The following is a 26003-nucleotide window of genomic DNA, read 5'->3' on the forward strand; positions in this document are numbered from 1 at the left end:
TTATCAATCACCGCTTCCAATATATGGAGCCATGCTGTCATATGGAATACCTGCAAAAGTTTTTAAAATTGCTTCAAATATAATTCTGGCACCATCTGCCGGAACTGCCATACCAATTTGTTTTCTCACAGATTCCTTAGAGCCTTCAAATACAAAATTATCTGGAAATGTCTGCAGCCTTGCTCTCTCTCTGTTTGTAAGCGCTCTAGGCTCTTCATAATGGTAAATATGTGTTCCACCTCCTCCAGAACCCGTTACTGTATAAGCAGGTTTATCTGGAGAAAGCCGTTTATAAATTTGGCTGATTTTAGCACCTTTCACTTTTAACTGCAGTCTTTCAGGTATATCAGCCGTAAAAGCATTTTGACCTGGTTTTATGTATGATAATCTTTCTACTACCTGTGGAGACTGTTTTGTTAATTCATTATTAGGAGCATCTGCTGGAATTTCAGGTACTTCAATAGCAGTTCTGCATGAAATATCCTTATCTTTATACGGTTCTGTACTAGGAATTTTAAATTCATAGGGTAAATCTTTTCTTATACCCACGATTATCATTCTGTGTCTCGCCTGAGGTACTCCATATTCTTCAAACTTATAGAGATTTGGATATATTCTATATCCAGCTTTGACTAAATCTTCTTGAATTTTTTTAAACGCCTGTCCCTCGTTGGCGCTTTTTAATCCTCCCACATTTTCAGCCAAAAACCATAATGGCTGATATCGCTTAAGAACTTTAACCCCATATGTATATAAAGGACCAAATGTACCATCAAACCCTTTTTGTTCTCCAACAACCGAAAAATCATTACAAGGAAATCCAAATGCCAGCGCATCAATATCGCCCAGTGGTTCTATATCAAGTTTCCTTACATCTCCGCAGATAACACTCTCCTCATCGTTTGGACATATATTTCTTCGATATGTTTTACATGTATCTGCATCATAATCATTCGCCCATTTATGAATAATTTTATATTCCGGGTCACTAATACGCGCTGTCATTGCTCCAAGCGCAAGCCCACCTGGCCCGCAGAACAATTCTCCCAATCGAAACTCTTTCACTTCATTTGCATTCATCAAACTTCTTCTCCATTCGCCAATATAAATTTTCTCTTAAATTCTACCCCCATAGCATCCGCTACTTCTTCCAATTCAGATATTGTAAAACTGCCTCTCTTCATCTTAGAATTAAAACTCTGAGGAGACTTTCCCAGTCTCCTGGCCAGCTCCGCCTCACTAATATTACAGCGCACACATAATACTTTTATCTGCTCCGATATTGTCATAACAGCCCTCCCTTAATATCAATATTATAAACGAATTTGTTGATATTGTCAAAATATTTTATTAGCTTGCTTCTCTATCTCTTTCAATATATTTCATGAAATTAAAGACAAGGGAAGACTTATCATCGGCTGGCATTACACGCGTAATATATGTCCAAAAACTGTATAAAAAAACATTAATACATTCCCTTTCATACTCATTCTCACAGCATTCTTGAAACTTCTTGCAAATATCAAATTCTATTTCACCATTTAAATCATAATCAAATAAAGCTGTAATCCATAATGGAATATATTGTACCCAATTCTTATTTTTAGATTGGTAATTCGAAGTTAACTCCAGCATATTTTTAGATACCAAACTTATAACATTTGTTTTATAAAATTTATCTTTCATATAAATCGCTCTGTTAAAAGCTGCAATATCTAATATTGAATGTATGAAATGATGATACTTTGATACTTCAATCATTTCAATGTTGCCAACAAATTCTATTTTTTTAGCGCAACTTACACAAAATCCCCAGTCGTCATAGAAATATCTTATAGCCAAGCTTTCTAAGTAAGATTCATCTAACTTTTTTAAAACAATTATATTTATAACAAACACAAACATCATTAAAGTTATATATATTGTATATTCGATATTAGTTCGACTTAAGATGAAGAGTAGTAGGATATTAGCAACAAAAAAAAATTTCATTTTTTTACTAGCATTTTTATACCAATTAAACTTATATCTTCCGTGAAGATTCGCATATTCAATGTTAAATATATCAGGAATTTTTTTATAATATTTCAAAAATTGGTCGTAAAACTTTTCACTATTTTTTATTAATTCAAATACATCTAAATCATCTAATTTAATTTTAGATATTCTCCAAATCAAATCCTTTCTCATTCCTATTCGTACCTCAGTATTTTTATGCTCTTTATATAAATTTAATAAATTTATTATAGAATAAAAACTTATAGTAATAAATAATGCCAATAGAAAGGCAACACTCATATAATTATTTTCAACAATTAACTGTAATTTTGTATCTAATAATTGAGTTCCTACAATCAATATCAGCCATACAAAACAAGCTATCCAAACCGACTTTAACTTGTTTCCTTTTAAAGAAATCTTTGAGTTAATCAGAGGCCATACACCTACTAAAATTTTTAAAAAAACAAACATTGAATTCATTAAATAAAGAAACATTCCAAAAGATACCATCCCTATTACTATGGATAGTGTTAAACTATATACAGAAAAAGGATTCCCCCATCTTTTTATCATTAGTAACAATCGAATGTTGCCGTAATTTCAGAAATCATTTTTAATATAACATCTCGCACATGGGATTGACAATAATAATAAGCAACATGTAAAACCACCCCATATTGATAACATAAAATCCATTTTAATTTCTCCTTTTATTTTGTTATTTTAAAAATATATAATGAAAAAGAGCTTGAAAAAGTTCCAAGCTCTTAATATTTTCTAATATTTCAACACACTAAATTATTGTAAACTGAACATCAACAGATGATAAGAATTCTACCCGGACTTTATTTCCAGCCTCAGCATTACAGCTTTCATACCATGGTGTAAATGCTTTACAAGCTCCTGCACCTATTCCTTCAAATTGCTTTGCATATTGAATCCCATCCTCAAAAGGACCATTTCCTGCTGCCTTAATTGGAAATGAGTCAAATCCATTTGTAAAATGTGCCATATATGTAGTTCCTCTAACAAGTCCAAATCTCCTAGCTGCATCAGACGGAATCTTTACATATGATTCTCCAGAAATCATTGCCCTATTTGTTGGATTTCTATGTTCGCCCCAATTAATGTGCGCCTCACCAATTTCCACAACATACATATCTCCTGCCTTTGGCATACCATCAACTCCATTCTTTTTAATATAATTTCATTTTATCATATTTTAACGCCGATAGCTATTGTCCAAATATATAATTACTGATACTGCAGTTATAAATAGATATCTCTTATCAACTCCATAATTATTTTACACAGCTTGTCCATACTATTTCCTTCCACCATGCATCTAATTTCTGCTTTTCCTTCAAAACTTTTCTTTAATACGTCTTTCACGCGCTCAATATCAAAGATATCTACATCATCCAACAGTTTTACCTGTTTTTCTATATCAATTGCTGCGTCGGCAATCTGACTGCATTTACTATAAGAATTCCCCTGCTCTTCTGCCACCATACTTCCATAGTTTCCTTCATATGGAGCAAAGCCATAGTATGTTTCTGCTGCAACTGGACAAATTGCATCATAAATGAGTTTTGCACCTATTTCTTTTTTCAATTGATTAGGATAAATAATTTTCCCCTTATCTGCACCCATCTTTAATTTTTTTTCTGCTTCATAACTACTATTTCTTATTCGTCGCGAATATGCCATCATTCTTCCTGCAAAGTTTTGTTCTGCCAGAGATTTCTGTGCAGCCTGAGGGATATAATCCACTATATTAGTTATCTGTTTACCCGATAAATAATAATCATACATTTCCTCTGCACATAATTTTACAACAGCTATATTTTGAAGTGTCTTCCCGCCAATGGTGTGGAGCATTTTCAATTCTACATAGCCATAATTTTTATCTGCTTCTTCTTGAGGACATAAAAACATATTCTGAACATAATGAAATCCCTGTTTCGTAATAAAATCCTCGTATGCCAATTGATACAGATACTGCTTCGTTACATCTCCAACCCCTGGCTGTCCCGTCACTTTCCAGCCTGATTTCTGTTCTTTAAAATCAATTCGATAATACTTTGCATCATAGATGCCAAAACAATAATCCCCATGATCATTACATGGATAGCTGCAAATCAAATCTGGTTTCAACGTGTCAATCTTATCATCATATACAGCAGGGGTATTCTTGTACCAAACTGGACTGTCTATGATATTGATTAACTTCTTTTTCTTAAACTTATTTGATTTATATACATCCACCAAAGGCATCGGTAAATAATGCTTCTTTTCAATATTTTCCAATGTTTCATATAAAATACTTCCAAAATTATCAGCACAAACTTCTTCCCAAATAAGATTAAAGCTATTGGTTCCATAAAGGCTGAGACTAACATCATTTTCGTTTGTCTTATGATTCGCTATATAAGTATATAACGTTTTTAACAAATTCTGCTTTCTTGTTACATACTGAACCTTAATTTCATTTTGAAGTCTGTATAATATATAATCTTTATCTCCAAAATCCTCTACCACTGTGTCTGTAAGTTCAGCATCTGAAATATCAAACAAATCAAATATGCCCATCCGCTTCAATTCCCGTGAACAAGTCGACAATATACATTCATGCAGCCTTCTAAAATAATCCATGTCATTGTCCATACGATTATGTGTCTGCAATTCCACATAATAAGGACGGTCATTCTGTATCAAAGCATATGTTTCATTGATGGTCTTATCCCAAAGAATTTCTCCGTCTCCGTTTGTTTCAATGATTTCATGTTGGTTGGTATACAAGCCATATGTAAAATATTCTTCCAATAAATGTAGTGAAACCGCCAGGTGATTAAATATTCTGTTATCATCTTCACCATTAAACAAATAAATCAACTGCTCTTTGGAATTGTATTTTTCTATAACCCTTAGTACTTTTTTCAACTGCAGTATAGGTTCTTTTGTTGATGAAATATATTTCGGATAACATTTAAAAACATGACTTTCTAATACAACTACGCCCACAAAATCGAAAACGTACTCAATATCAGCTGCATTTTCTACTACACCAGTTAATACAATATCTTGATTAGACAGTTCTTCATATTCTGGCTTTAACTTATTTACCGCTTTAACAATCCCATATTTCTTGAGAATACCCACAAGGCGTTTTGTTTCCTCTAAATCAGACTCTAATTCTTTTGAAATCGCGTAAAGTGTGTAATGCTTCAGCTCTTGAAAAAATCCTTTGCCCACGTGGTTCGCCTCTCTTTACTTCTTAATCAATATTCTTTATGTCACTTACTTCCAAGTCCAAATCAAAGATTCCTATTCCATCTTTTTCAAATGACTTGCATATTTCTGAATATATCCTCTTGCCATTCTGTTTGAAATGTCCTTTAAAGATTTTTTCCGGACTCATTTTCACTACATCTTCAAATAAGTACATGATTACTTTGCTTTCAAATGCTTTTACAAATGAATCTTCTTTTTCCATATTATCAACAGCATTTACCAGCAAATTCTTTGAAAGGAAAAATGGCCCCAGCAGCTTATCTTCATTCACTTTACATTCATCCGTAAGAATTTCATTTATTCCTTTACGGAGAACATTCCATTTGATATAACGTCTGCCCTCTCCTAAGCCAATAGGTATTACATAGTCTTTGCCATTTGAATATTTCAACTTTTCTTCTGAATCATTGATTCCAATATATTCAAAATCCCACCTGCGCTTAAATGCCGTATCCATAGGAAATACCCCCTGGTCAGCGCTGTTCATAGTTGCCCATATAAACATATTATCAGGCAGCCTAAGTATTGGATAGTTATCTGGTGTCCCGCCAAGTTCCTCTGCTAAATATTTTCGTATATCCTCAGAAGACTGTGTCTCATATTCACTGACGCCATTGGTATTGCGGTCTAAAAGTTGAAAAATGTCTCCAAAAACTGCTGCTACCCTGGCTCTGTTAATTTCCTCTACAAGTAACAAATGCGGCTGTGGCTCCCCGGTTCTGCCACTTCGCAGGGCTTCAACATAAACTCTCATAAATGGGCCTGGAACAAATTTATAACTGATAGCACCCTCTATATCAGATACTGGTTTATATGTCCCAACAAATTGCGAATATGTATAATCTGGATGAAACGTTACTCTTTCAACGCTTCCGGAGGATGCCTCCAATAATTTTTCTGAATCTTCTTTCAATTTAAAACTTTTTCCGGTACCTGGAGCCCCGAACACAATTCGGTTTCGCTCATACTTTGATTTAAAACTTGTATTATAAATGATAGGAATATACTCATTTTCTTGAACTGCTTCGGTCTCAGTTTTATATGAATCATATGCATCTTTCATTGTTTCACCATACGCTGCTACTGATGGAATCAATATTCTAACAGCTCCCAGTACTCTATCCATAAACTCTTTTGGAAATATATTACCAAGTTCATCCTTCAGTTCTGGCTGTTTATCTATGACTGCCCTGATAACTGCCGCCGCTTTTGCATCATCTAAACTGCTAATCGCCTGGGAAGGGTCTCTCGATAATTCCGGTCCAATATAAGTTGCATCAAATGTATCTCTGTAATATAAAAATTCTTCTCGTCTATATGCCCGTTTAAATGTACAATCCATACAGATATCAAATTTGAAATACTTTTTATTTCCGTTGTAACCAAAATCGTATGGCGGTTTTATAATATGGGCGATGCCATAAAAACCTGGTTCCCAATCTACTTCTTTTTTACCGCGGTCTCCACCTAATGTTACAAAAACAATTCTATCATTTTGCAGCTCTTCTTGTAGTCTATTCACCCCATCAATCGTTATTTCTTTGTCACCATTTATCATTGCATGCACAATATCTGGTATTCCACATTTCATTGTAATGTAAGATATATTATCTTTAGAGTATAGGTTAATTATTTCATCTACTGCTTTTTCAATGACATCTACATCGTAGTCCCCATACATATCATAGATTTCTTTATACTCTTTTCCTCTTTTAGAGAGAGTATTTTCACCCTTCCAGCCCGCTCGATTATTAGCAGGAAAATATAAATCAAAGGTATCTTTTACAAACCTATAGGTACTTACTTTTTTATTAAATCGTTTCTGTAAAACTTCCCAATATTCTATTCTTTTTTTATATCGTTTATCTGTCTTTGGAAGCATCGCGAAAAACATGCAGACCAATGCTTGATGCTGATCCTGATTCAAGCTCATTATATCAATGCTGTCACTCATATCACTTCACCTCATTTTCTTTAGCCTTAATTTATTCCTCAAAAAATTGTTCAAAATCCACTTCAAACAACATCTTCAACGCCTTCAAGTCACTAGCCTTTATATTCCGTCTTCCCGCCTCAATATTAGCCAGCGTACTCCGCGACATCTGGCTTCCCATCAATTGTAGTTGTCCTACGACTTCCTCCTGTGTCATATCTTTCGACATGCGCACGGTCTGTATATTTCTGCCAATCGGGATATCCCTTAAAATCCATTGCATAACTATACCTCCAATTTTGTGACCAATTAGTAACTTTATATTGAGTATAGTTATGATTTATGATAAGCTTGTCACTATATAGAAACAATCGCATAAGGAGGATTATTATGAAACGAGTTTTAGACCAGCTGTATCATGGGGAATTATATCCATATGCTGAATTTAAGACAACCATTGAAGAATATAGAACAAATCGTGATAAAGCATTTCATTCTTATTCTGCTTTTCTTGAGAAATTACCTGAGGAATTGAAAAGTGAATTCATACAAATGATTGATGAAAATCTGTCATTACTCCCATATGAAATGGAGCAGACCTTTATTGACGGTTTCAGTATTGCCATACGAATGATGGCAGAAGTATATTCGGCCCCCACAAATCAGGATGATGAATAAAGGTTATAAAACAGGGAGCCTGCTTTTCATAGGCTCCCCATCACACGATACTTATTCTGTTTCCACTAATCTTCCAGCTAATTACTGTTACTAAACTAATATATCCTAGGCGAAACTCTTTATTCCATCAACAATTGCTCCCGCCCCTGCATCATTTCTGCCATTAACTGTGCACCAAGATGAAATGCATACGTAAATCGCTCTAAATTAATCATTTCTTTATTTTTGTATCGGCATCAAAATAGGCTTCCAACAAATCTTTTTGCTCTTCTGTCATACTGGCATTCAACATTTCCAGATTTTCATTTTTAATGCGTGCTATTTTTACAAATGGAGAATTTTCATCATGAACTCTCTCCCAACCAAAAATCATTATAATTTATTTCTATATTTCCGTATACTTCAAATTCTTCCCCCTAATTTTCTCAACCGGATATTTCCTATCATTTTTTCCAAGCTTGTCCGTCAAAGCATTACAAAGATCAATCTGATTCATCTGTGCAAAACGTAAAAGGAAGAAAAATACATCTGCTAGTTCCTCCGTCACATGCTCGCGTTTCTCTGGGTTCTCCATGATTTCTCTCATATCATCTTCTGATTTAAACCGGAAAATATCCAACAGCTCATTGGCTTCCGTTGAAAGTCCTATTGCGAGGTCCTTTGGATTGTGAAATTTATCCCAATCACGTTCCTCACAAAATAGCTGCACCAGTTCCGTTAATTCCGCTAACGTCTTATCTGTCATATCTTTTTTTATTCTCCTCTTTTAGCCGCGCGCATTTTTTAATGCTTCCCTCAATGTTTCATCACAGGCATAAATGTATATCCCCTGAACGCCCCGCGTCATCAATACATTTACTTCATTACCGATCAATTCCTTGCCAAACTTCTTTCTGGTGCCATCGCTCAATAATCTGGAAGTAATCGCATCTTTATTCTTGCTGCACTCCGGGTCGAATACAATTTTCCCTTTTTTATATTTCACGGAAGGCCCTAAAATCACCCCGGCGTAGCATAAATCAAATCCCTGTATGGTATAGGTGGACCCGACTTCATCTATTGTTTGTGGCTGTTCAGCCCAGGATAATGTCTTGATCTCTTCCTTTTCCGTTTTCGACAGCTTCGTTTGCAGATTCCAGGGTTTCTTCCAGTTTCCAATGCTGACTTCCCAGACCTCTTTCGTCCCATCCTCCGGTTCCGAATCTCCATTATATTCCCAGTCATATGTCGCTATGATTCTGGACAATTTCGTTTTTGATATTCTGGCTTTTGCTTTTATCATAGCTTCCAGTTCTTCCGGCGTATCACATATTTTTATTTCATAGTTATCATCCTTGGGAATTTTTTCAAGTTTCCCCGCCTTTGTAAACTGATTCAGCCATTTTACCGTTTCTTCACTTCCGGTAATCCTTAACTGTTTTTCTAATTTAAAATAATTTTTCTTCCTCTTTGCCTCTCCTTCCAGCATACGAATATCCTGGCTTTCCCAATATTGCTCAGCTCTTAATATTTGCCGTTTGTCAAACACCGCTACTACAACCTTGGCACGCTGTCTGATATCAGATAATTGATTTTTCCCTGGGTAATACCGGCTGCCCCGTGTTAAAAGCAGATGGGCTTCGTCTATCAATACGACATCCACAGGCTCCTCCACCTCATGTTTCTTTATAAAGTGAGGCGCTCTGTTTACCACCTCTTTTCCATTTCCTAAATTTAATTTTTTCGCAATCTGCTCATAGACAGTCACCTGTTCCTTATGGTTATCCACTAAATAACAGGAGATATCTTCCGCATTATTACCATTTTCAAGAAAATTCAATTCATAGAACAGACTGCTGATCAATACGGTCTTACCGGTTCCGGCCTCTCCCGCTATAAAAATCAACTGACCGGTTTCTTTTCGTTTCAGAGCATTCTGAACCCTTTTTATCACCATCTCTTTTACATATTGCTGTTCCTTCGTCAAATCATGAAAAGGTGATGCCTTAAACATTGCGGAATCCAGAACATGATGGCTTTCTAAAAAAAGCATCGGATTCCACTTCATCAGCTCACTCCATATTTTTCTAAAAATGATGTCCATTTCATCAGAAGTATAATATTTATACTGCGGATTTTTTCTTTTATTGTGAACTTTATGCACGGTTGACAGACCCACCATAAAATCCATAAATCGATTCTCCAAATCCATGGTAAGTGATTTGTTGAAATGATCGTGCCCGATAATAAACAACTCCGCATGTTTTCCATTCAATTGCTTATGCCAGTCGTCTCCCTTCGAAGCTAACCCAAGATGCTGTCTGCTTCTCTTTACAACATCATTCGCTTCGCCTATGTACACCTCATATTTGTCGTCTTTCCTCTTCCAATGATGAATATAGACAGTTGGATAATCCAGCAATAATTCGCTTTTCCGTTCATCACCATCCAAACTGCCTCTCAGATTGTTAATCTCCTTTTGATTATCTTTTATTTTATGAACTACAGGTTCATTGATCTGTTTCATTTTCTTTTGTACCTCCCATCAGGATTATCTGACAAATCATCTTGATTTATTATATCCTTTTTCCCCCTCCAAGTAAATTGGAGTTTCTAAATCATCTCACTCCCATCCCTTCCACACATCCGGCCGATACCCCACCGTGGCCTTCTTTCCGTTCCGGACAATCGGGGTTTTCAAGACATGCTGGTTCTCCAGCACCTTCTCATCTTTATCTTCGGCAGCAAGATATTGAATCAGTGATAGCGCATCTTGATCCTTACATTTTTCATCCAGCATAACCTCCAGGCCGCCAACCGCCTGTTTCACACTGGCGAACTCCCCCTTGCTCATGCCCTTTTCCTTCAAATCAATCAGCTGGTATTTGATATTCCGCTCTTTAAAATAACGCTCCGCCTTTTTCGTGTCAAAACATTTCTTTTTGCCAAAAATCTGTATATTCATCCATGAAACCTCCCTGTTTCCTTCTATATTTGTATTCATAATTTCTGATAATTTTATCACATTCACAGGACAATCTCCAGTTTGAAATAAATTTCTCCTCTTGACATATCCCCGCCAATATGCAACAATTGTTACACAACATATGTAATCCAACAACATTTCAATCTGGAGGTAACCCATACATGCCACCAAAAGCCAAGATAACGAAAGAAATGATTCTCCAAACCGTCCTTAAAATCACACAGACCACAGGTTTCGATACGGTCAATGCAAGAAGCATCGCAAACCACCTGCAATGCTCCACCCGCCCAATTTTCACCTGTTACCAAAACATGGAGGAATTGAAAATTGACTTTCTCTCATTCGCCTACGAATACTATGAGCAATTCGTCACGAATTATGGCCATTCGGAAGACGTCAGTCCCTATCTCCTCCTCCCACTCTCCTACATCGCATTCGCCCAGGAGGAAACTCATCTGTTCAAACTGTTATTCATCCACGACATGGATTTGAACATGACTGAGGCGGGAGACTTCTACCGCGAGATAGACAATGAAAAACGCGCCAAAGCGTTTTCAGAAACCATCGACATCGAATTGGAACGCGCCAAGGTCATCTTTTTAGACTTATTCCTCTACACCCACGGCATTGCCGTCCTGGCCGCGACGAAAAAATTTACTTTAAACAGGGCTGGTGCAGAAGCCATGGTGCAGAATACCTTGACAGCTTTTATCAAACAGGAAAAACCAGACTGGGATCTATCACTTTAACCATTCCAGTCCACAGACAAATGCCACCGCAGACACACACTGCCAACAGAAAGGAAATATCACATGAAACCCAGCTCATATTTAACCGACTTCTACAATCACTACGATGAAGACAGCCGACTGCTGCGAAAGCATGGAAGCGTAGAATTCCTTACCACCATGCGCTATATCGAAAAATACATCACCCCCGGCGACCGAATTCTCGAAATCGGCGCCGGTACCGGCCGCTATTCCCACGCGCTGGCCCGCCAGGGCTATCACGTAGACGCCGTGGAACTGGTGGAACACAATATTGAGATTTTTCAACAGCATACCCAGGCCGGCGAGTCCGTCACAATCACCCAGGACAATGCCATGGATTTATCCACCTTCCCTGACAGCCACTACGACATCACGCTGCTCCTCGGCCCACTCTACCACCTTTACACCCAGGAGGAAAAACGGCAGGCTCTGGGAGAAGCCATCCGTGTAACCAAACCGGGTGGAGTTATCTTTGCCGCCTATGTGATATCCGACGGCTGTCTCCTCGACGAAGGTTTTAAACGCGGCAATATCAACGTGGCAGAATATATAGAAAACGGCCTGCTTGACCCTCAGACCTTTGCCGCCACCTCCCAGCCCAAAGATTTATTTGAACTCGTCCGCAAGGAAGACATTGATGATTTAATGTCCGTATTCCCCGTGACACGGCTGCATTACATCGCGTCGGATGGCTGTGCTTTATTTATGCGGGAAGCCGTGGATGCCATGGACGACCATACTTTTAACTTATACTTAACCTACCACTTCGCCACCTGTGAGCGGGAAGATATGCTAGGCATTACCAGCCATTCCCTGGACATTTTCAGAAAATAACCATAAATTTCCGCACACACGCACAAAAAAAGACGGCCCCAGCCCCATGATATCACTTCCATCACAGGCCCAGGGCCGTCTCTCTCATTTTTTAAAAATCCACTTCATCAGCGGGAAGAACACCCAGAAGGATATGGCGCAGTTGATCAGCATCGTAATCACGTCCGCCACGGTCGTTCCGGCGCCCTCTCCCAGTTTTCCCATCAACCAGCCATAAATCGGCGCCTTGTATAATCCCTGCAGGGCCGCCGCACCGACGGTAATGACGATGTAGGCCAGCACGTACCATCCCGCCGCCTTCCACACACTGCCCTCCGCCTTGAATGTCACCTTCCGCTGGGTTATGAAATTAATCACCTGCGCAATAGCCATCGTTATCTCCACTGCCAGGAAATACGCCAGGCCCCCTCCGCCGCCGGAGGCAATCGCCCCGGCAGCATAATCAAATACATAGTAGGGAGTCCCGTTCAGATTCGTTCCCACCGAAAGCCACTGGAAATTCGTGTTCACCATATCCGTAAATCCAAACATCCATTTTAACACCGGCATCAGGATCATCTGGAGAACCGTCACGCCGTTGCAGACCACGAAGAACACCAGGAATTGCGCGATGGCGTGATGCTTCTGCTCAAACGCCTTCCACGATCTCACGATTTTATTACTGCTCATGGACTGTCTCTACCTTTACCGTCTCGTTCTCTTCTTTTTTCTTCTTTATAAACTGCATCACCGCGTACACCTCCAGCAATGCCAGCAGAATTCCCACTGCCACATCAACCGTGATAAAGGCTTTCACCCAGCCAGGTGTCTGGAAGTTCCGCTCATCGATGGCGTTGGAATTTGCCGCGCTGTACAGAATATTGTGTGCCGCGTTTCTCATAGCGGTCACTGTCGCCGGACTGTCCGTATTGCTCACATAGGCTTTCGGGTCGCCCTGGGAAGAGAGCATCTTGTCGCCGCCGACACGGATGGCGGAATCCGCCAGCATATAACCATCCTTATTCCCGCTGAACCAGTCGCTGACCGTCACTCCCTCAAATCCCCACTCATCACGCAGAACCGTCTGCAACAGGTCGGAGTTCGCCCCCGCCCACACATTGCCGATATAATTGAAGGAAGTCATGGCCGCCGTGGTCTGGCCCATCTTTGTGGACATCTCAAATGGTTTTAAATAAATTTCACGCATGGCCTGCTCATTGGTCCAGGTGCAGAGCATCTTGGTCCGGTTTATCTCACTGTCATTCAATGCAAAATGCTTCATGTACGTCTGCACGCCATATTTTCTGGCCCCAATGATTTCAGACGCGCCCATATATCCTGAAAGAACGCCGTCCTCCGAGTAATACTCAAAGTTTCTCCCTGAAAATGGAGTCCGGTGAATGTTCATGGCCGGTCCATACCATCCAACCACGTTCATGTCCTGGCACTGCCGTCCCATCATCTCACCGCGCTTTTCCGCCAGCTCCTGGCTCCAGGTGGCCGCAATCATGGTCGCCGCCGGGAAAGCAGTTCCTGACTGGCCCGTATAGTTGTTCTTGATTGCCGCCGGCCCGTCACACTCCACAAACGCCGGAAGTCCGATGGAGTCCGCTTTGGCAATGGCATATCCGCCAGTGGCAATCAGCGCGTTCATCTCGCTGACCGTCAACTGGTCAAGCAGCTTGTTCCATGTTTCATCCTCGTAGGGCACGCCTGTCATTTCCCGGAAGTTCAGGCCGTTTTTCGCCCCAGTCACCGGCATGACCGCATTTGCGTCATCCGTAAGGGACGCGTCATAGGTGGCCTGGCAGTAGAAGCCTTCCTTCACCTCGTCACTCATGCTGAAATTCGTCGGCGCCGCCATCGCCTCCTTATAATTGGCGAAATGGTTGGCACGGCTTAAGTATGTCACATCTCCCAGCGCATAATCAAACCGGTTTTCCGCCACAATCTTATCGCTGGAACGGCCTCCGTCATGCTCCTCATTGTAAATGATATCCTTCTCAACCGTCACGCTTCTGGAATCCAGCACGGTGTGGGAATCGGAGCGGGCCGTGATATCATAAGTCCCTGCCTCCAGCACATACGCGCCGCCCTTGGCCTTGATTCCACTGTAATCATAGGACGCCATATCCTCCTTCGCAAAGCTGACGCTGACCGTCTCCGACGCCCCCGGCTCTATCATTCCGGTCTTGGCGTACTGAATCAGGTTCACCTCCGCCTTCTCAATGCCTCCGTTGGTGTAGGGAGGCGTCATATAGACCTCCACCGCGTCTTTGCCCGCCGTACTGCCGGTGTTCTTCACCTCCACCGTCACGGTAATTTGGTTTCCGTCGTCCTTCAAGTCCGTGATGGACTGCTCAAAGCTGGTGTAAGAAAGCCCGTATCCGAATGGGAACTGCACCACCTTGTCATAGTCAATCGCCCCTTCTGCCGCCGCTGTCTCATAATACTTATATCCCACGTAAATGCTTTCCGCATAGTTGGTAAACGTTGCGTTCAGCCATCCATCCGGTGACGCGTTTACCATGTCGTGGGTGTTGTCATACTGTAAATCCGCCACATAGTTGATGGCCGGAATGGCGTGCAAATCATAGACAAAGGTATCCACCAGTCTGCCGGACGGATTCACCGTGCCGTTTAAAATTCTTCCCAAAGCGTTAAATCCGGTCTGCCCAGGGCCAGCGCACCAGACGGCGCCCTTGATGGAATCGTACTGCTCCAGCCAGCCAAGCTCCATGGCGTTTGAGGAGTTCACGACCACAATCACGTTGTCAAACTCACTGGTCACCCGCTCCACCATGGCCTGCTCCCGGTTGCTCAGTTCCAGAAGGGATTTCTCCGGGGCCACATCATCCGGGTTGGTGGTGTAGCGGACTCCGCTTGCTCCCGCCCAGCCGCCGGTCTCCTTGTATGTATCTTCATCGGTAATGCTGGTGGGAAGGTCCGTGTTCTCACCGCCGGTTCTGGCAATGACAATCACCGCCGTGTCCGAATACTCTTTCGCCTGTTCAAAAATGCCGGCATTATCATACTCCTCCATTGTAGGCTCCGGTATGGTCCAGTCCTGGCCGCCCATGCCGACCTGGGGTCTGTCGCCGCGGTATCCCGTGTAGAAATCCGAGAGGGCCTCGTTTGGCTCAAATCCTGCATTTTTCAAGCCCTGAAGCAGGGTCACACAGGTGGTCACATCCACAGAACCGGAGCCGGTGCCGCCGTAGACCGGGTTGGTGGAGGACCAGCCAAACACATTCAGCTTCGTGGTGTCAGCCAGCGGAAGCGCGCCTCCCTCATTTTTCAAAAGCACCATTCCCTCTTCCGCGATTTCCTCCACCAGTTTCTCGGACGCCGAAATCGTATCCTCGGTAAGGAAATACTGCTCTCCTAAAGCATTGTTAATCAGCGCGTATTCCGGTCCCATGCAGACCATATTTACCACAACCGTAACTGACAAAACCGACACGACAAGCGCCTGCCAGCGGATGATGGACTTCAACGGTTTTTTCATCTTAAATACTGCGATGCTCACAATAATGGCCGCCGCAAGGATGATTCCCAGCACAGTCAAATACGTTGATAAGGTGCTAAGTGTAGCCAGAATATCCCCGGTGGTCAACACGACCGACCGGCTTGCAAGATAGCTCATCAGAGCCTTATATGCCAGACCGATAACCGCCAGTATCACCACGCAGATGATGAGCGGCTTCAGCCATTTCCTGTCTTTCTTTTCCATTACCCATTCTCCTCCGTTTCTAATGTAAACGCGATAAAATCAATGGTTCCCTCCCCCACATATTTAAAATAGAGGGGAAATACTCCGTTCTTAACTCTCACATTTCCTGAACATACTTTTCGCTGGCCTGCCAGCAACTGGACCGGAATCTCCGCCAATATATCCGTGAATTCCTTGTCCCGTGCCGCCAGCATGTTCCCGGATGCCGTGCCCTTCACCTCCAGATGAATGGATTTGACATCCTCCATTGCAAAATACTTAAAGCCCGCCACCGCGCCGCTGCCCATATTGGCAATGTACTGAACGGCGGTGGTGCTGCCATCCTTCTCACTCTGGGTGAAATACGGGTGATGGGCATACCGTTTCTTTGAATGCTTCACATCGTACCGCCCGGTTCCCTTATCACACCACAGATTGCAGGCAATCCTGGCCTCGTAGCGTCCTTTCCCCCGGAGGGGGGCGCCATTCAGCCCACAGCTGGTCATTTCCGCCTGTTGGAAACTTCCGTCCGCATTCCGCCGAAGCGGTTCCGCACAGGTCTGCCGGCTGTATGACGTTCTGCATGTGTGTCTGTGGTAAAAGATATAGTACTGGCCATTCAGACACAGCATTCCGCCGTGGTTATTTCCGGCATAGTTAGCGGCATGGCTCTCATCGGTAATGCCGTTCACCCCCACGTCACAGTTGCTTACCAGCACTCCGCCGTAGGTGAATCCGCCGTCCGGCCTGTCGCTGACGGCATAGCACAGCTCGTGGTTGCATTTGGAGGAGTAGACAAAATAGTATTTCCCCTCGTACTTCCGGATGGAGCTGGCCTCAAAAAATTCATGTCCCGGAAATGCTCCCGGCCCTTTCTTTGGAAACAGCAGCTTCGCCGGTGTCTTGATGGTCACCATGTCGCTCTCCAGTTCCAGCACATAGCCGCCCTCGAACTTCAGCTGCTTTCCGCCGGTGACAATTCCAGGAACCGGCTTGTAGAAACCGGAATAAAGATACACTCTCCCGTCGTCATCCACCAGGACTCCCGGATCAAACGGGAAACTGTCCCCTGATTTTCTGCCCCAGATGACGCCGTCCCTGTACTTCACATGGCCCAGGAACCGGTACTCTCCCGCCGGGGTATCGCACACCGCTACTCCCATCACCCCCATAAAATCAAACGCGTAATAGAGATAGTAACGGCCGTCCGCCCCTCTCGCCACATCCGGTGCAAACAAAATGTGCAGGCCTAGTTTATTTTTCGGGTCCTGGTTTTTGTGGTAAATAACGCCCTCATATCTCCAGTTACCTAAATCGTCCACCGGCGCCGACCAGCACACGTAATCATTTAAACAGAACATCCCCGCCTGAAAACGGTCGTGGGAGCCGTACACGTAAACGCGGCCGTCAAACACATGGGGCTCGCCGTCCGGAATATACTCATACCCTGGCAAATAGGGGTTAAACGCCTGCTTTTTCACACTCTGCACCTCCCTTCATTTTTCTGATAGCCATAATCTATCACAAACCATCTGTTTTTTATCATTTTTGTCATAACCTGTTTTTTTCCAGTCAAATTCTGCACTGGAATAGTTCAAAAAACCTCTGTATCGGAGGGGGTTTGGGGAACTGCTGTTCCGCATCCGTACAGAGGTTTTATTGATAAATCTTTATTGTTTTCCCGCCATGGGAATCAGTATCCGCAGGGTGAACCACTGGTCTTCCGCGTGTATCGTTATGGTTCCTCCATATTTTTCCGTAATCTTCTTGATGCTTTTCAGCCCAAAGCCGTGATACTCCTGATTCTTTTTCGTGGTGACTGGGAAGGAATCCTTCATATTTATCTTTGATTCAAAGTAATTCTCAAACCGGATCATCAGAAACCCATTCTGCGCAAACACGGCCGTCTTGATAATCCGTTTCCCGGCGTCCTCGATTTTCTCCACGCTCTCAATTGCGTTGTCTAAAGCATTTCCAAATATGGTACAGATGTCCATGGTATCCATAAAATCAATGAGGGAGCCGTCCGCCACGCAGGTGAAATTGATGTTGTGCTGCACGCAGTACATGTTTTTCCCCGTCAGGATGGTATCCAGCACCGAATTGCCGGTCTTATTCTGGGCCTCGTACATGTGGATGCCGGACTCCATTTCCTCCAGATAGGTATTCCGCTTCTCCTCGTCCTGCTCCGCGCGAATCACCGCTATCTGGTGCTTCAAATCGTGATATTTCTGGTTGACCAGCTCAATGCTTTCCTTGGACTGCTGGTACTGTTCGTACTGCCGGAGCAAAATGGTGTTGGTGGCCGCCAGTTCCTTCTCCAGCTGGATTTCCCGCAGACGGTCCTGCTGGGCGATAAGCAGAATGAGTCCTGCAAAATCCACCAGGGTCCGAATGTAAAACACCTCGTTTCCACCGGTGCCGCTGAAGGGGGTGTTGGAGTACACATAGCTGACGTTGCTCATCAGAAATACTGCGATGGCCGACAGCAGAAAACCACCGGCGCTCCGCACGCTGACGGTGAGGCGTTTTTCCTTGGAGAGATATTTCTTTTCTATGATATAAATGACTGCAAAAAGACAGCCGAAAAAGAACACCAGAAACGCCAGCCGCACCTGCCAGGAATTCCATCCCCTGGTCGCGAAAAAGGAGTAGAGCTGCCACTCCAGCGACGCCACGAACTCCGCCGTGATAAATGCCAATGAGAAGCAGAAAGCCGCCCCGGTGCAGGTGACGCGGCAGCACAGCAGAATCAGGCCGTACATGAACAGCATCGCCACAATCATCAGGGGGATCCAGAAGGTCACCGGAAGGACGCCGATGTAGTATTGGAGGATGCAGAGCAGCGGTAGGGCCGCCGCCAGGATGCCGGCCGTCCTGTACTTATCAAACCGTTTTTTCAACAGAAGAATGTATACCAGACACGCCAGCCACTCGGCCAGCGCCGTATACAGCTTTGGTATGTCCTGCATGCGCTATCCTCTCTCCCCGCCCACGTAGTCCGTCAGGGCTTCCATAAATGCTTTCTTGCGGGGCCTGCTGATCTGCAGTTCCTCGCCCGCCACGATGACCCGGTTCTGCTCTATCTGCTCCACATGCTGGAGATTCACCAGAAAACAGTTGTTGCATCTGGAAAAATGCTGGTTCTCCAGCTTGCTTCCCATCTCCTTCATGGTGCTTCGAATGGTGTAAACTCCCCGCTCCGAGTGAATCATGATATTGTGCCCCTGGCTCTCCACGTAGCTGATTTGCGAGATGGGAAGTCTTATCATATTTCCACCCTGGATAATGGTCAGGGTATCGTGGTTCCTCATTTTCAATTTCCGAACCGCCTTCCCCAACTGCTGGGCAAATGCGAACTCGGACACCGGCTTTAACACGTAGTCCAGGGCGTCCACCGCATATCCCTGAATGGCAAACTGCGCCATATTGGTGATAAAAATCAAAATCACATTGCCATCCATCTCCCGGATACTCTGCGCGGTCTTCATCCCGTCCAAATGCTTCATCTGGATATCCATAAAAATAATATCATAATCCGCCGTATAATTGTCCAGAATATCCAGCCCGTCGGAAAAAACATGGACATCAAAACAGTCCTCATGCTCCTTCTCATACGCCTGAATATAGCGCTTGAGCTGGCTCTGGTACTCCGGCTCGTCCTCTACTATTGCTATCTTATACATGTTCTATCCTCTCCTCATCGATTCTGTCATCAACCACCTCTATCAATATCCTGGTAATATACCCCGCCGGGTCTTTCTGGGCGATGTCGGCTATCATGTAGTCTTCATATGCATAGGTTCCCAGCTCCAGGCGGTGGCGGCTGGCATAGTCCAGCATGGTCTGGTAGGTCTTGCCGATGTCCTGGTACATGCCGCGGTGGTAGGCGCAGAGGTAGGTTCCCTTTTTGCGCTCGCCGTTTTTTCCCTTTTCTTTTTCACCGGTGTGAAGAAATAGGAATAGCTTAGGTAGTTTCCGCTCCTGATATTCTCCACCGTAATCATATTTCCCACAAATTCCGGGATGTTGGACGGGTCTCCGCCGGAGAAGCAAATGTAGGCCTCCATAAAGGCCGCAAAGCTGTCGCTGGTCTTCCCCTCCAAATCCTCCGAGAGCAGCAGGGATTCTCCGGGCATCTCCACCAGCTGAATCTCGCGGGGGCTTAGCAGCGCCTGGTTCGTCTCCTCCTTCAGCCTCCGAATCATCTCCTTCATGGACTCCAGCCTGCGGATTTCCTGCTGGGCGTCCTCGTACTTCTCATCCATCAGCTTCAAAAACAGCTCCGGATTCCGCTTTTCCAGATAAATCTTGATATCATTCAGCGACATCCCCAGATTTTTCAGGGTCCGTATCACGATGAAGGTATCGTACTGGTGAATGGAGTAATAGCGGTAGCCGTTCTCCATCTGGATGGCCGGCCGAAATAACCCTATCTTTTCATAATGAAGCAGCACATGCTTTTCCACATGGCAGATCTTTGCAAATGTTCCAGTTGTAAAATATTTTTCCTGCATTTTTCATCTTCCTCTTGACTATAAGGTAACCTTATAGTTTATGCTAGGATGACACGACAGTTTTGTCAAGAGTAAAATGTCAAGATAGCCTGAAAAACAAAACGGTTACAACGTTTCAGGCGGGAGGAATGTTTCATGAAACTGATCATCCGTTATTTGAAAAACTACAAAAAAATGTTCCTGCTCAATGTGGTTTCCGTCTTCGGCTTTGCCCTGGTAGAGCTGGGGATTCCCACCATTGTGGCGAAAATGATTGACAACGGCGTGAGCCGTGGGGACAGCGCCTATATCTGGCGCATGGGGCTTGTGATTGCCGTCATCTCCGTGGCCGGAGCGGGCGGCACCATTTTGCTGGGCTATTGCTGCGCATACCTGTCCACGTCGGTGACCAGAGATATCCGGAACGATATCTTTCAGAGGACCCAGGAATTCTCCCACAGCGAATTCCACAGCTTCGGCACCGCCTCCCTGATTACCAGAACCGGCAATGACGCGTTTCAGATTCAGATGTTTTTAAACATCCTGCTGCGGACCGCTCTCATGACTCCGGTCATGATGGCCGGAAGTCATTTTTCTGGTATTGAGGGCGTCTTTAAGTTTATCCGTTGTCATCCTGGCTACCATTCCGCTGATTGTGGGCGGGGTGGTTCTGGTGGCCCGGATTTCCAAGCCGCTCAGTGAAAACCAGCAGATGTCACTGGAGTCCATCAACCGCATTTCCAAGGAAAATTTGAGCGGTATCCGGGTGATCCGGGCGTTTACCAATGACACCTACGAGAAGAAGCGGTTTGATGAAGCAAACTCTTCCTATATGGGGTACTCGAAAAAGCTGTTTAAGCTGATGAGTGTGACGCAGCCGATTTTCTTTCTGCTGATGAATCTGGCGGGCATGATCATTTACTGGATTGCCAGCCGGATGATTAACAGCGGGACACTGCAGATTGGGGCCCTGGTGGCATTTATGGACTATCTGTTCCATGTGATGTTTTCCATTATGCTGTTCTGTCTGGTGTTTATGATGTATCCCAAGGCGGCGGTCAGCGCGGGGCGTATCCGGAAGGTGCTGGAGACGGAGCCTTTGATTCACAGTCCCAAGAAGGATGTCTGTCCGCTGGATGGGATTGATGAGATTGAGTTTAGCCATGTGGCCTTTGTCTACCCGGACGGCGAGGAGGCGGTGTTGAAAGATGTCTCGTTTTCCGTGAAACGCGGGGAGACGATTGCATTTATCGGAAGTACGGGCTCCGGCAAGAGTACGCTGATTAACCTGATTCCACGGGCCTACGACGTCAGCGCCGGACATGTGCTGATAAACGGCACGGATATCCGGGAGTATGATTTGGAGCGGCTTCGCTCCTGCATCGGGTTTATTCCGCAGAAGGCCATGCTGTTTACCGGCACGATTGCGGATAATCTGCGGTATGGCAGGAAGGACGCTGACATGGAGGAGCTGATTCATGCCGCCAAAACGGCACAGGCTTACGATTTTATTATGGAAAAAGGCGGCTTTGACGAAACGATTACGGAAAATGCCACCAACGTTTCCGGGGGACAGCGGCAGCGTCTGTCCATCGCCAGGGCGCTGGTGCGAAGGCCGGATGTGTATGTGTTTGACGATTCTTTCTCGGCCCTTGATTTTAAAACGGACGCGAAGCTGCGCCGGGAGCTGAAGAAAGAGACTTCGGATGCCATCGTCATGATCGTGGCCCAGCGCATTTCCAGCATTATGGACGCGGACCAGATTATTGTGCTGAATGAGGGCACGGTGGTGGGGACCGGGACACACCGGGACCTGCTGAAAACCTGTCAGGTATACCGTGAGATTGCCCTGTCACAGCTGAGTGAGGAGGAATTGGCCCATGCGTAAAAAGTTAAAACATATCGGGGAGACTCTGGGAAAATTAAAACCGTTTCTGGCCCCTTACCGTTTCCAGTTTTTTGGAGCGGTGTTTATGATTATCGTCAGCGTGGCGGCTATGACCATCGCACCGAAAATTGAGGGAATGATCACCAGCCAGCTGGCATCGGATGTGGCCGGGATGGCGGCGGGGATTCCGGGAGCACAGGTTCATTTTGGGGTTATCCGGAACATTTTGGGAGGACTGCTTGTCATCTACCTGATCAAGACGGCATCGCAGATTGTGGGGGCCTTCTGCCTGACCAACTCCATCCAGCATGCCATGCACGATTTGAGAAATGAAGTGCAGAATAAAATACGCCGGCTTCCGGTCCGGTATTTTGACACCAATACCTTTGGCGATGTGTTAAGCCGTGTCACCAACGACGTGGAGGCGGTGTCAAACGCGCTGCAGCAGAGTTTTTCCCAGGTAATCAGCGGGATTCTCACCTTGACGATGGCACTGGTGATGATGTTTTCCATCAATCCATTTATGGCCTGCTTTGCGGTACTGATTATCCCCATGGGCATTCTCATCAGCCGCGGGGTGGTGAAAATCAGCCAGAAACAGTTTAAGGCGCAGCAGGATTCCCTGGGGGATATGAACGGCGCCATCACGGAGCTGTACACCGGCTACAATGAGATTCTGCTCTTTGGACGGCAGGAGGAGGCGCGGGCGCAGTTTGCGGAAGTGAACAGCAGACTTCAGAAGCATGCATTTAAAGCGCAGTTTCTCTCCTCTCTCATGAGCCCGCTGATTTCTCTGACGACTTACCTTTCCATCGGAATCATTGCGGTGATTGGCTGCTTTTCGATTCTCGGCGGCACCTTGAGCGTGGGCGATCTGCAGGCGTTTATCCGCTATATCTGGCAGGTCAACGATCCGCTGTCCCAGGTGTCCCAGCTGTCCGCACAGATTCAGGCGGCGTTTGCGGGTCTGAAGCGGATTGTGGAGATTCTGGATGAGCCGGAGGAAGAGCCGGTGGCAAATCCTGTGCCGCTCCTGGCGCCGGCGAAAGGGGAAGTTACCTTTGAGCATGTGAGCTTTGCTTACGATGACACACCGGTTATCCGGGATTTCAATGTCACGGTGAAGCCGGGGCAGATGGTGGCTATCGTGGGGCCTACGGGCGCCGGGAAAACCACGCTTATCAATCTGTTACTGCGGTTCTACGATGTCAATGGCGGACGGATTCTCGTGGACGGCGTGGATATCCGGGATATGGACAGGGAAATGCTTCGCTCCATGTTTGGCATGGTGCTTCAGGATACCTGGCTGTTCTCCGGAACGATTTATGATAATATCCGCTATGGAAATTTAGACGCCCGGAAGGACCAGGTAATTGACGCAGCCAAGATGGCCAACGTGCATCATTTTATCCGGACGCTTCCCCAGGGGTATAACATGGTGATCAATGAGGAAGGCAGCAACATTTCCCAGGGGGAAAAACAGCTGCTGACCATCGCCAGGGCGATTCTCAAAAACCCGCAGATTATGATACTGGACGAGGCCACATCCTCTGTGGATACCAGATTGGAGAAAATGCTTCAGAGCGCGATGTACACGGTGTTAAAGGACCGCACCAGCTTTGTGATTGCCCACCGGCTGTCCACCATCCGGAATGCGGATTTGATTCTGGTGCTGAAGGATGGGGATATTGAGGAGATGGGGACGCATGATGGGCTGATGGCGAAGAAGGGGTATTATGAGCAGCTGTATAACTCCCAGTTTGCGTGGAGCCAGGCGGAGTAATGTGATAGGAATCAAATGAATAAACAGCCCCTGGGTATGTTGATATTATCATCATATCCGGGGGCTGTTTGTCTGCCTGAAAAACTTTCTCTGTTTTCTTGACAAAATGGCTTTCATGATATAGACTTTAAATTGACACTGTGTCAATTTAAAAAAGGAGAACCAATATGCCGAGAGTTACGGAGGATTACCTGACAGATAAAAAGAATTACATCTTAACATGTACTGGGGAAATATTAAAGGAAAAACCGTTATACTCCGTAACCATGCGGGACATTATCAAAAAGGCCGGTTTCAGCCAGGGAATCATCTATCATTATTATAGGAGTATTGATGAAATCTTTGTGGAATACATCAATAAAAACACGACCTATCATCTATTGGAACAGAATATCGATCTCCTGCTCCAATCAGAGGGAACAGAAACGGAAATCCTTTCCGAATGTATCATTGCAATCGGCAAATATATTGAGGAACTGTTAAAATCTGTTGGCGGCAAAACCTGTTTTGAATTAACGGTTTTTTATGCCTACGATGTTGAAAAAAGGGCCGCGATATTCCCACAGTTGAAATTTAAGCAAAGTCTTGCCTATGCACAAAACAAAATTTTAGAATTTGTCCTGAATCATATTGAAAAAGGAATTTTCTACCCACAAATCCCTGTCCAGTCCATGATCCTGTTTATCAACAGCTTTATAGACGGTATTGCCCAGAACGTGGCAGCCGGTTCGGCACAAGGAGAGGATATTTCGATCATGTTTCAGACATTAGCCAAGGCTGTGATTGGATTTTTGGAGGTGAGACATGGAACTGATGAAAAGAAGCATTAAGAGGGCTTCTCGCACAAGGAGGAACATTGTCATGATGTTATGTTTATTAATTGGTGTCATTATCATCGGTTTGCTGATAATCCTTATCAATAGCCCCGGCAAGCTTCCACCGCTAAAAGACGAGCAGGGAAATGTAATCCCTGGTTCTATTTCCGAAAAAGTTTGGGTTGAAATCAATGGCATCAGGCAGGGCATGTTTATCCGCGGGGAGAATCCTCAAAACCCTGTGATCCTATACCTGCACGGCGGCCCTGGAACACCCATGCTGCAATTTATAACCTACTTGGAAAAGCAAAACCGCCTTGAAAAGTATTTTACCGTTTGCTATTGGGACCAGCGCGGTTCGGGTATGTCCTACACAAAAACGATAGACCCCGCAACGATGACGACAGCGCAGCTGGTAGAAGATACGCACGAGGTGACAGAATATCTTAAATCTCGTTTCAACCAGGATAAAATATACCTCATTGGACACTCCTGGGGCTCATATCTTGGTGTTAAAACCATTGAAAAATATCCCGAAAACTATCTTGTCTATATCGGCATCGGTCAGGTTACAAATCAGGTCGAATCCGAACGGCTGGCTTATGATTATATACAAAACCATGCTGAAGAAATAAACGACCGGAGTGTTATGGAAAAGCTAAAGGAATATGACCCGGATGCAGCTGGTTTTCCAACATTGGATTACCTTGTAAAAGGCAGGACGAATATGCTCAATCGATACGGAATCGGGCACCTACACCGGGGACTCGCCCCAACCGACATTCCAAAATCACTTTTTGTTTTTAAGGGTTACACATGGGATAGAAAAAATAAAGTGGTTTCTTGGCGCTGATT

Annotated in this window: 23 protein-coding genes and 1 pseudogene; 7 read left to right on the plus strand and 17 right to left on the minus strand. The window is 44.3% G+C overall.

What is annotated here, in order from left to right; genetic code table 11:
• Positions 1 to 3: 3 nt before the first annotated feature.
• The 7 genes from HMPREF9473_RS18330 to HMPREF9473_RS18360 form a co-directional block, all read right to left on the minus strand.
• Positions 4 to 1080, minus strand: a complete 1077-nt coding sequence (locus tag HMPREF9473_RS18330) for a DNA cytosine methyltransferase (protein ID WP_006781689.1) — start codon at positions 1078 to 1080, stop codon at positions 4 to 6.
• Positions 1080 to 1289, minus strand: a complete 210-nt coding sequence (locus HMPREF9473_RS18335) for a helix-turn-helix transcriptional regulator (protein ID WP_006781690.1) — start codon at positions 1287 to 1289, stop codon at positions 1080 to 1082. Before HMPREF9473_RS18335 ends, HMPREF9473_RS18330 begins: the two co-directional genes overlap by 1 nt.
• A 61-nt stretch (positions 1290 to 1350) precedes the next feature.
• Complete coding sequence (locus HMPREF9473_RS18340) at positions 1351 to 2574, minus strand: hypothetical protein (protein WP_148552385.1); 1224 nt, start codon at positions 2572 to 2574, stop codon at positions 1351 to 1353.
• Positions 2575 to 2794: 220 nt separating this feature from the next.
• Entirely contained in the window at positions 2795 to 3178 is a 384-nt protein-coding gene (locus tag HMPREF9473_RS18345; protein WP_006781692.1) for a hypothetical protein, read from the minus strand.
• A 92-nt stretch (positions 3179 to 3270) separates the two neighbouring features.
• A complete protein-coding gene (locus HMPREF9473_RS18350; RefSeq protein ID WP_006781693.1) occupies positions 3271 to 5256 on the minus strand; it encodes an LlaJI family restriction endonuclease in 1986 nt (661 codons plus the stop codon).
• A gap of 22 nt (positions 5257 to 5278) precedes the next feature.
• A complete protein-coding gene (locus HMPREF9473_RS26455) occupies positions 5279 to 7249 on the minus strand; it encodes an AAA family ATPase (protein ID WP_006781694.1) in 1971 nt (656 codons plus the stop codon).
• 31 nt (positions 7250 to 7280) lie between these two features.
• The gene (locus HMPREF9473_RS18360; protein ID WP_006781695.1) at positions 7281 to 7511 is read right to left on the minus strand and encodes a helix-turn-helix domain-containing protein; all 231 of its coding nucleotides are present in this window, start codon (positions 7509 to 7511) and stop codon (positions 7281 to 7283) included.
• A 107-nt stretch (positions 7512 to 7618) separates the two neighbouring features.
• Here HMPREF9473_RS18360 and HMPREF9473_RS18365 point away from each other — a divergent pair, with 107 nt between their 5' ends.
• Entirely contained in the window at positions 7619 to 7906 is a 288-nt protein-coding gene (locus HMPREF9473_RS18365) for a DUF6809 family protein (RefSeq protein WP_006781696.1), read from the plus strand.
• A 211-nt stretch (positions 7907 to 8117) separates the two neighbouring features.
• Here the strand turns inward: HMPREF9473_RS18365 and HMPREF9473_RS27445 are convergent, their stop codons facing one another.
• The 4 genes from HMPREF9473_RS27445 to HMPREF9473_RS18380 form a co-directional block, all read right to left on the minus strand.
• The gene (locus HMPREF9473_RS27445; protein WP_157140229.1) at positions 8118 to 8279 is read right to left on the minus strand and encodes a hypothetical protein; all 162 of its coding nucleotides are present in this window, start codon (positions 8277 to 8279) and stop codon (positions 8118 to 8120) included.
• 12 nt (positions 8280 to 8291) lie between these two features.
• Positions 8292 to 8651, minus strand: a complete 360-nt coding sequence (locus HMPREF9473_RS18370; RefSeq protein WP_006781697.1) for a nucleotide pyrophosphohydrolase — start codon at positions 8649 to 8651, stop codon at positions 8292 to 8294.
• 21 nt (positions 8652 to 8672) lie between these two features.
• On the minus strand, positions 8673 to 10412 hold the full coding sequence (locus HMPREF9473_RS18375; RefSeq protein WP_006781698.1) for a DUF2075 domain-containing protein: 1740 nt from the start codon (positions 10410 to 10412) through the stop codon (positions 8673 to 8675).
• 96 nt (positions 10413 to 10508) lie between these two features.
• Positions 10509 to 10850, minus strand: a complete 342-nt coding sequence (locus HMPREF9473_RS18380) for an arsenate reductase family protein (RefSeq protein ID WP_006781699.1) — start codon at positions 10848 to 10850, stop codon at positions 10509 to 10511.
• A 182-nt stretch (positions 10851 to 11032) separates the two neighbouring features.
• Here HMPREF9473_RS18380 and HMPREF9473_RS18385 point away from each other — a divergent pair, with 182 nt between their 5' ends.
• On the plus strand, positions 11033 to 11620 hold the full coding sequence (locus tag HMPREF9473_RS18385) for a TetR/AcrR family transcriptional regulator (protein WP_006781700.1): 588 nt from the start codon (positions 11033 to 11035) through the stop codon (positions 11618 to 11620).
• Between the two features lie 63 nt (positions 11621 to 11683).
• Positions 11684 to 12475 carry a class I SAM-dependent methyltransferase gene (locus HMPREF9473_RS18390; protein ID WP_006781701.1) on the plus strand — a complete coding sequence of 264 codons (792 nt, stop codon included), beginning with the start codon at positions 11684 to 11686 and terminating at the stop codon, positions 12473 to 12475.
• Positions 12476 to 12559: 84 nt separating this feature from the next.
• Here the strand turns inward: HMPREF9473_RS18390 and HMPREF9473_RS18395 are convergent, their stop codons facing one another.
• From HMPREF9473_RS18395 to HMPREF9473_RS18420, 6 genes are all read right to left on the minus strand, one after another.
• Positions 12560 to 13144, minus strand: coding sequence for a hypothetical protein (locus HMPREF9473_RS18395; protein ID WP_006781702.1), 585 nt, complete (start codon positions 13142 to 13144; stop codon positions 12560 to 12562).
• The gene (locus HMPREF9473_RS18400) at positions 13134 to 16187 is read right to left on the minus strand and encodes a glycoside hydrolase family 3 protein (protein WP_006781703.1); all 3054 of its coding nucleotides are present in this window, start codon (positions 16185 to 16187) and stop codon (positions 13134 to 13136) included. The genes HMPREF9473_RS18395 and HMPREF9473_RS18400 overlap by 11 nt, the downstream gene beginning before the upstream one ends.
• Positions 16187 to 17647, minus strand: coding sequence for a family 43 glycosylhydrolase (locus HMPREF9473_RS18405; protein WP_006781704.1), 1461 nt, complete (start codon positions 17645 to 17647; stop codon positions 16187 to 16189). The genes HMPREF9473_RS18400 and HMPREF9473_RS18405 overlap by 1 nt, the downstream gene beginning before the upstream one ends.
• A gap of 189 nt (positions 17648 to 17836) precedes the next feature.
• The gene (locus HMPREF9473_RS18410) at positions 17837 to 19138 is read right to left on the minus strand and encodes a sensor histidine kinase (RefSeq protein ID WP_006781705.1); all 1302 of its coding nucleotides are present in this window, start codon (positions 19136 to 19138) and stop codon (positions 17837 to 17839) included.
• Positions 19139 to 19141: 3 nt separating this feature from the next.
• Positions 19142 to 19852 carry a LytR/AlgR family response regulator transcription factor gene (locus HMPREF9473_RS18415; protein ID WP_006781706.1) on the minus strand — a complete coding sequence of 237 codons (711 nt, stop codon included), beginning with the start codon at positions 19850 to 19852 and terminating at the stop codon, positions 19142 to 19144.
• Between the two features lie 93 nt (positions 19853 to 19945).
• Complete coding sequence (locus tag HMPREF9473_RS18420; protein WP_006781707.1) at positions 19946 to 20683, minus strand: MerR family transcriptional regulator; 738 nt, start codon at positions 20681 to 20683, stop codon at positions 19946 to 19948.
• 135 nt (positions 20684 to 20818) lie between these two features.
• Here HMPREF9473_RS18420 and HMPREF9473_RS18425 point away from each other — a divergent pair.
• From HMPREF9473_RS18425 to HMPREF9473_RS18440, 4 genes and pseudogenes are all read left to right on the plus strand, one after another.
• A pseudogene (locus HMPREF9473_RS18425) lies at positions 20819 to 22550 on the plus strand (ABC transporter ATP-binding protein).
• Positions 22543 to 24333, plus strand: a complete 1791-nt coding sequence (locus HMPREF9473_RS18430) for an ABC transporter ATP-binding protein (RefSeq protein WP_006781710.1) — start codon at positions 22543 to 22545, stop codon at positions 24331 to 24333. Before HMPREF9473_RS18425 ends, HMPREF9473_RS18430 begins: the two are co-directional and overlap by 8 nt.
• A gap of 167 nt (positions 24334 to 24500) precedes the next feature.
• The gene (locus HMPREF9473_RS18435) at positions 24501 to 25163 is read left to right on the plus strand and encodes a TetR/AcrR family transcriptional regulator (RefSeq protein ID WP_006781711.1); all 663 of its coding nucleotides are present in this window, start codon (positions 24501 to 24503) and stop codon (positions 25161 to 25163) included.
• Positions 25138 to 26001: an alpha/beta fold hydrolase gene (locus tag HMPREF9473_RS18440; protein WP_198138531.1), complete on the plus strand. Its 864-nt coding sequence runs from the start codon at positions 25138 to 25140 to the stop codon at positions 25999 to 26001. Before HMPREF9473_RS18435 ends, HMPREF9473_RS18440 begins: the two co-directional genes overlap by 26 nt.
• The last annotated feature ends 2 nt before the right edge of the window (positions 26002 to 26003 follow it).

Source organism: Hungatella hathewayi WAL-18680, assembly GCF_000235505.1.
GTDB lineage: Bacteria > Bacillota > Clostridia > Lachnospirales > Lachnospiraceae > Hungatella_A > Hungatella_A hathewayi_A.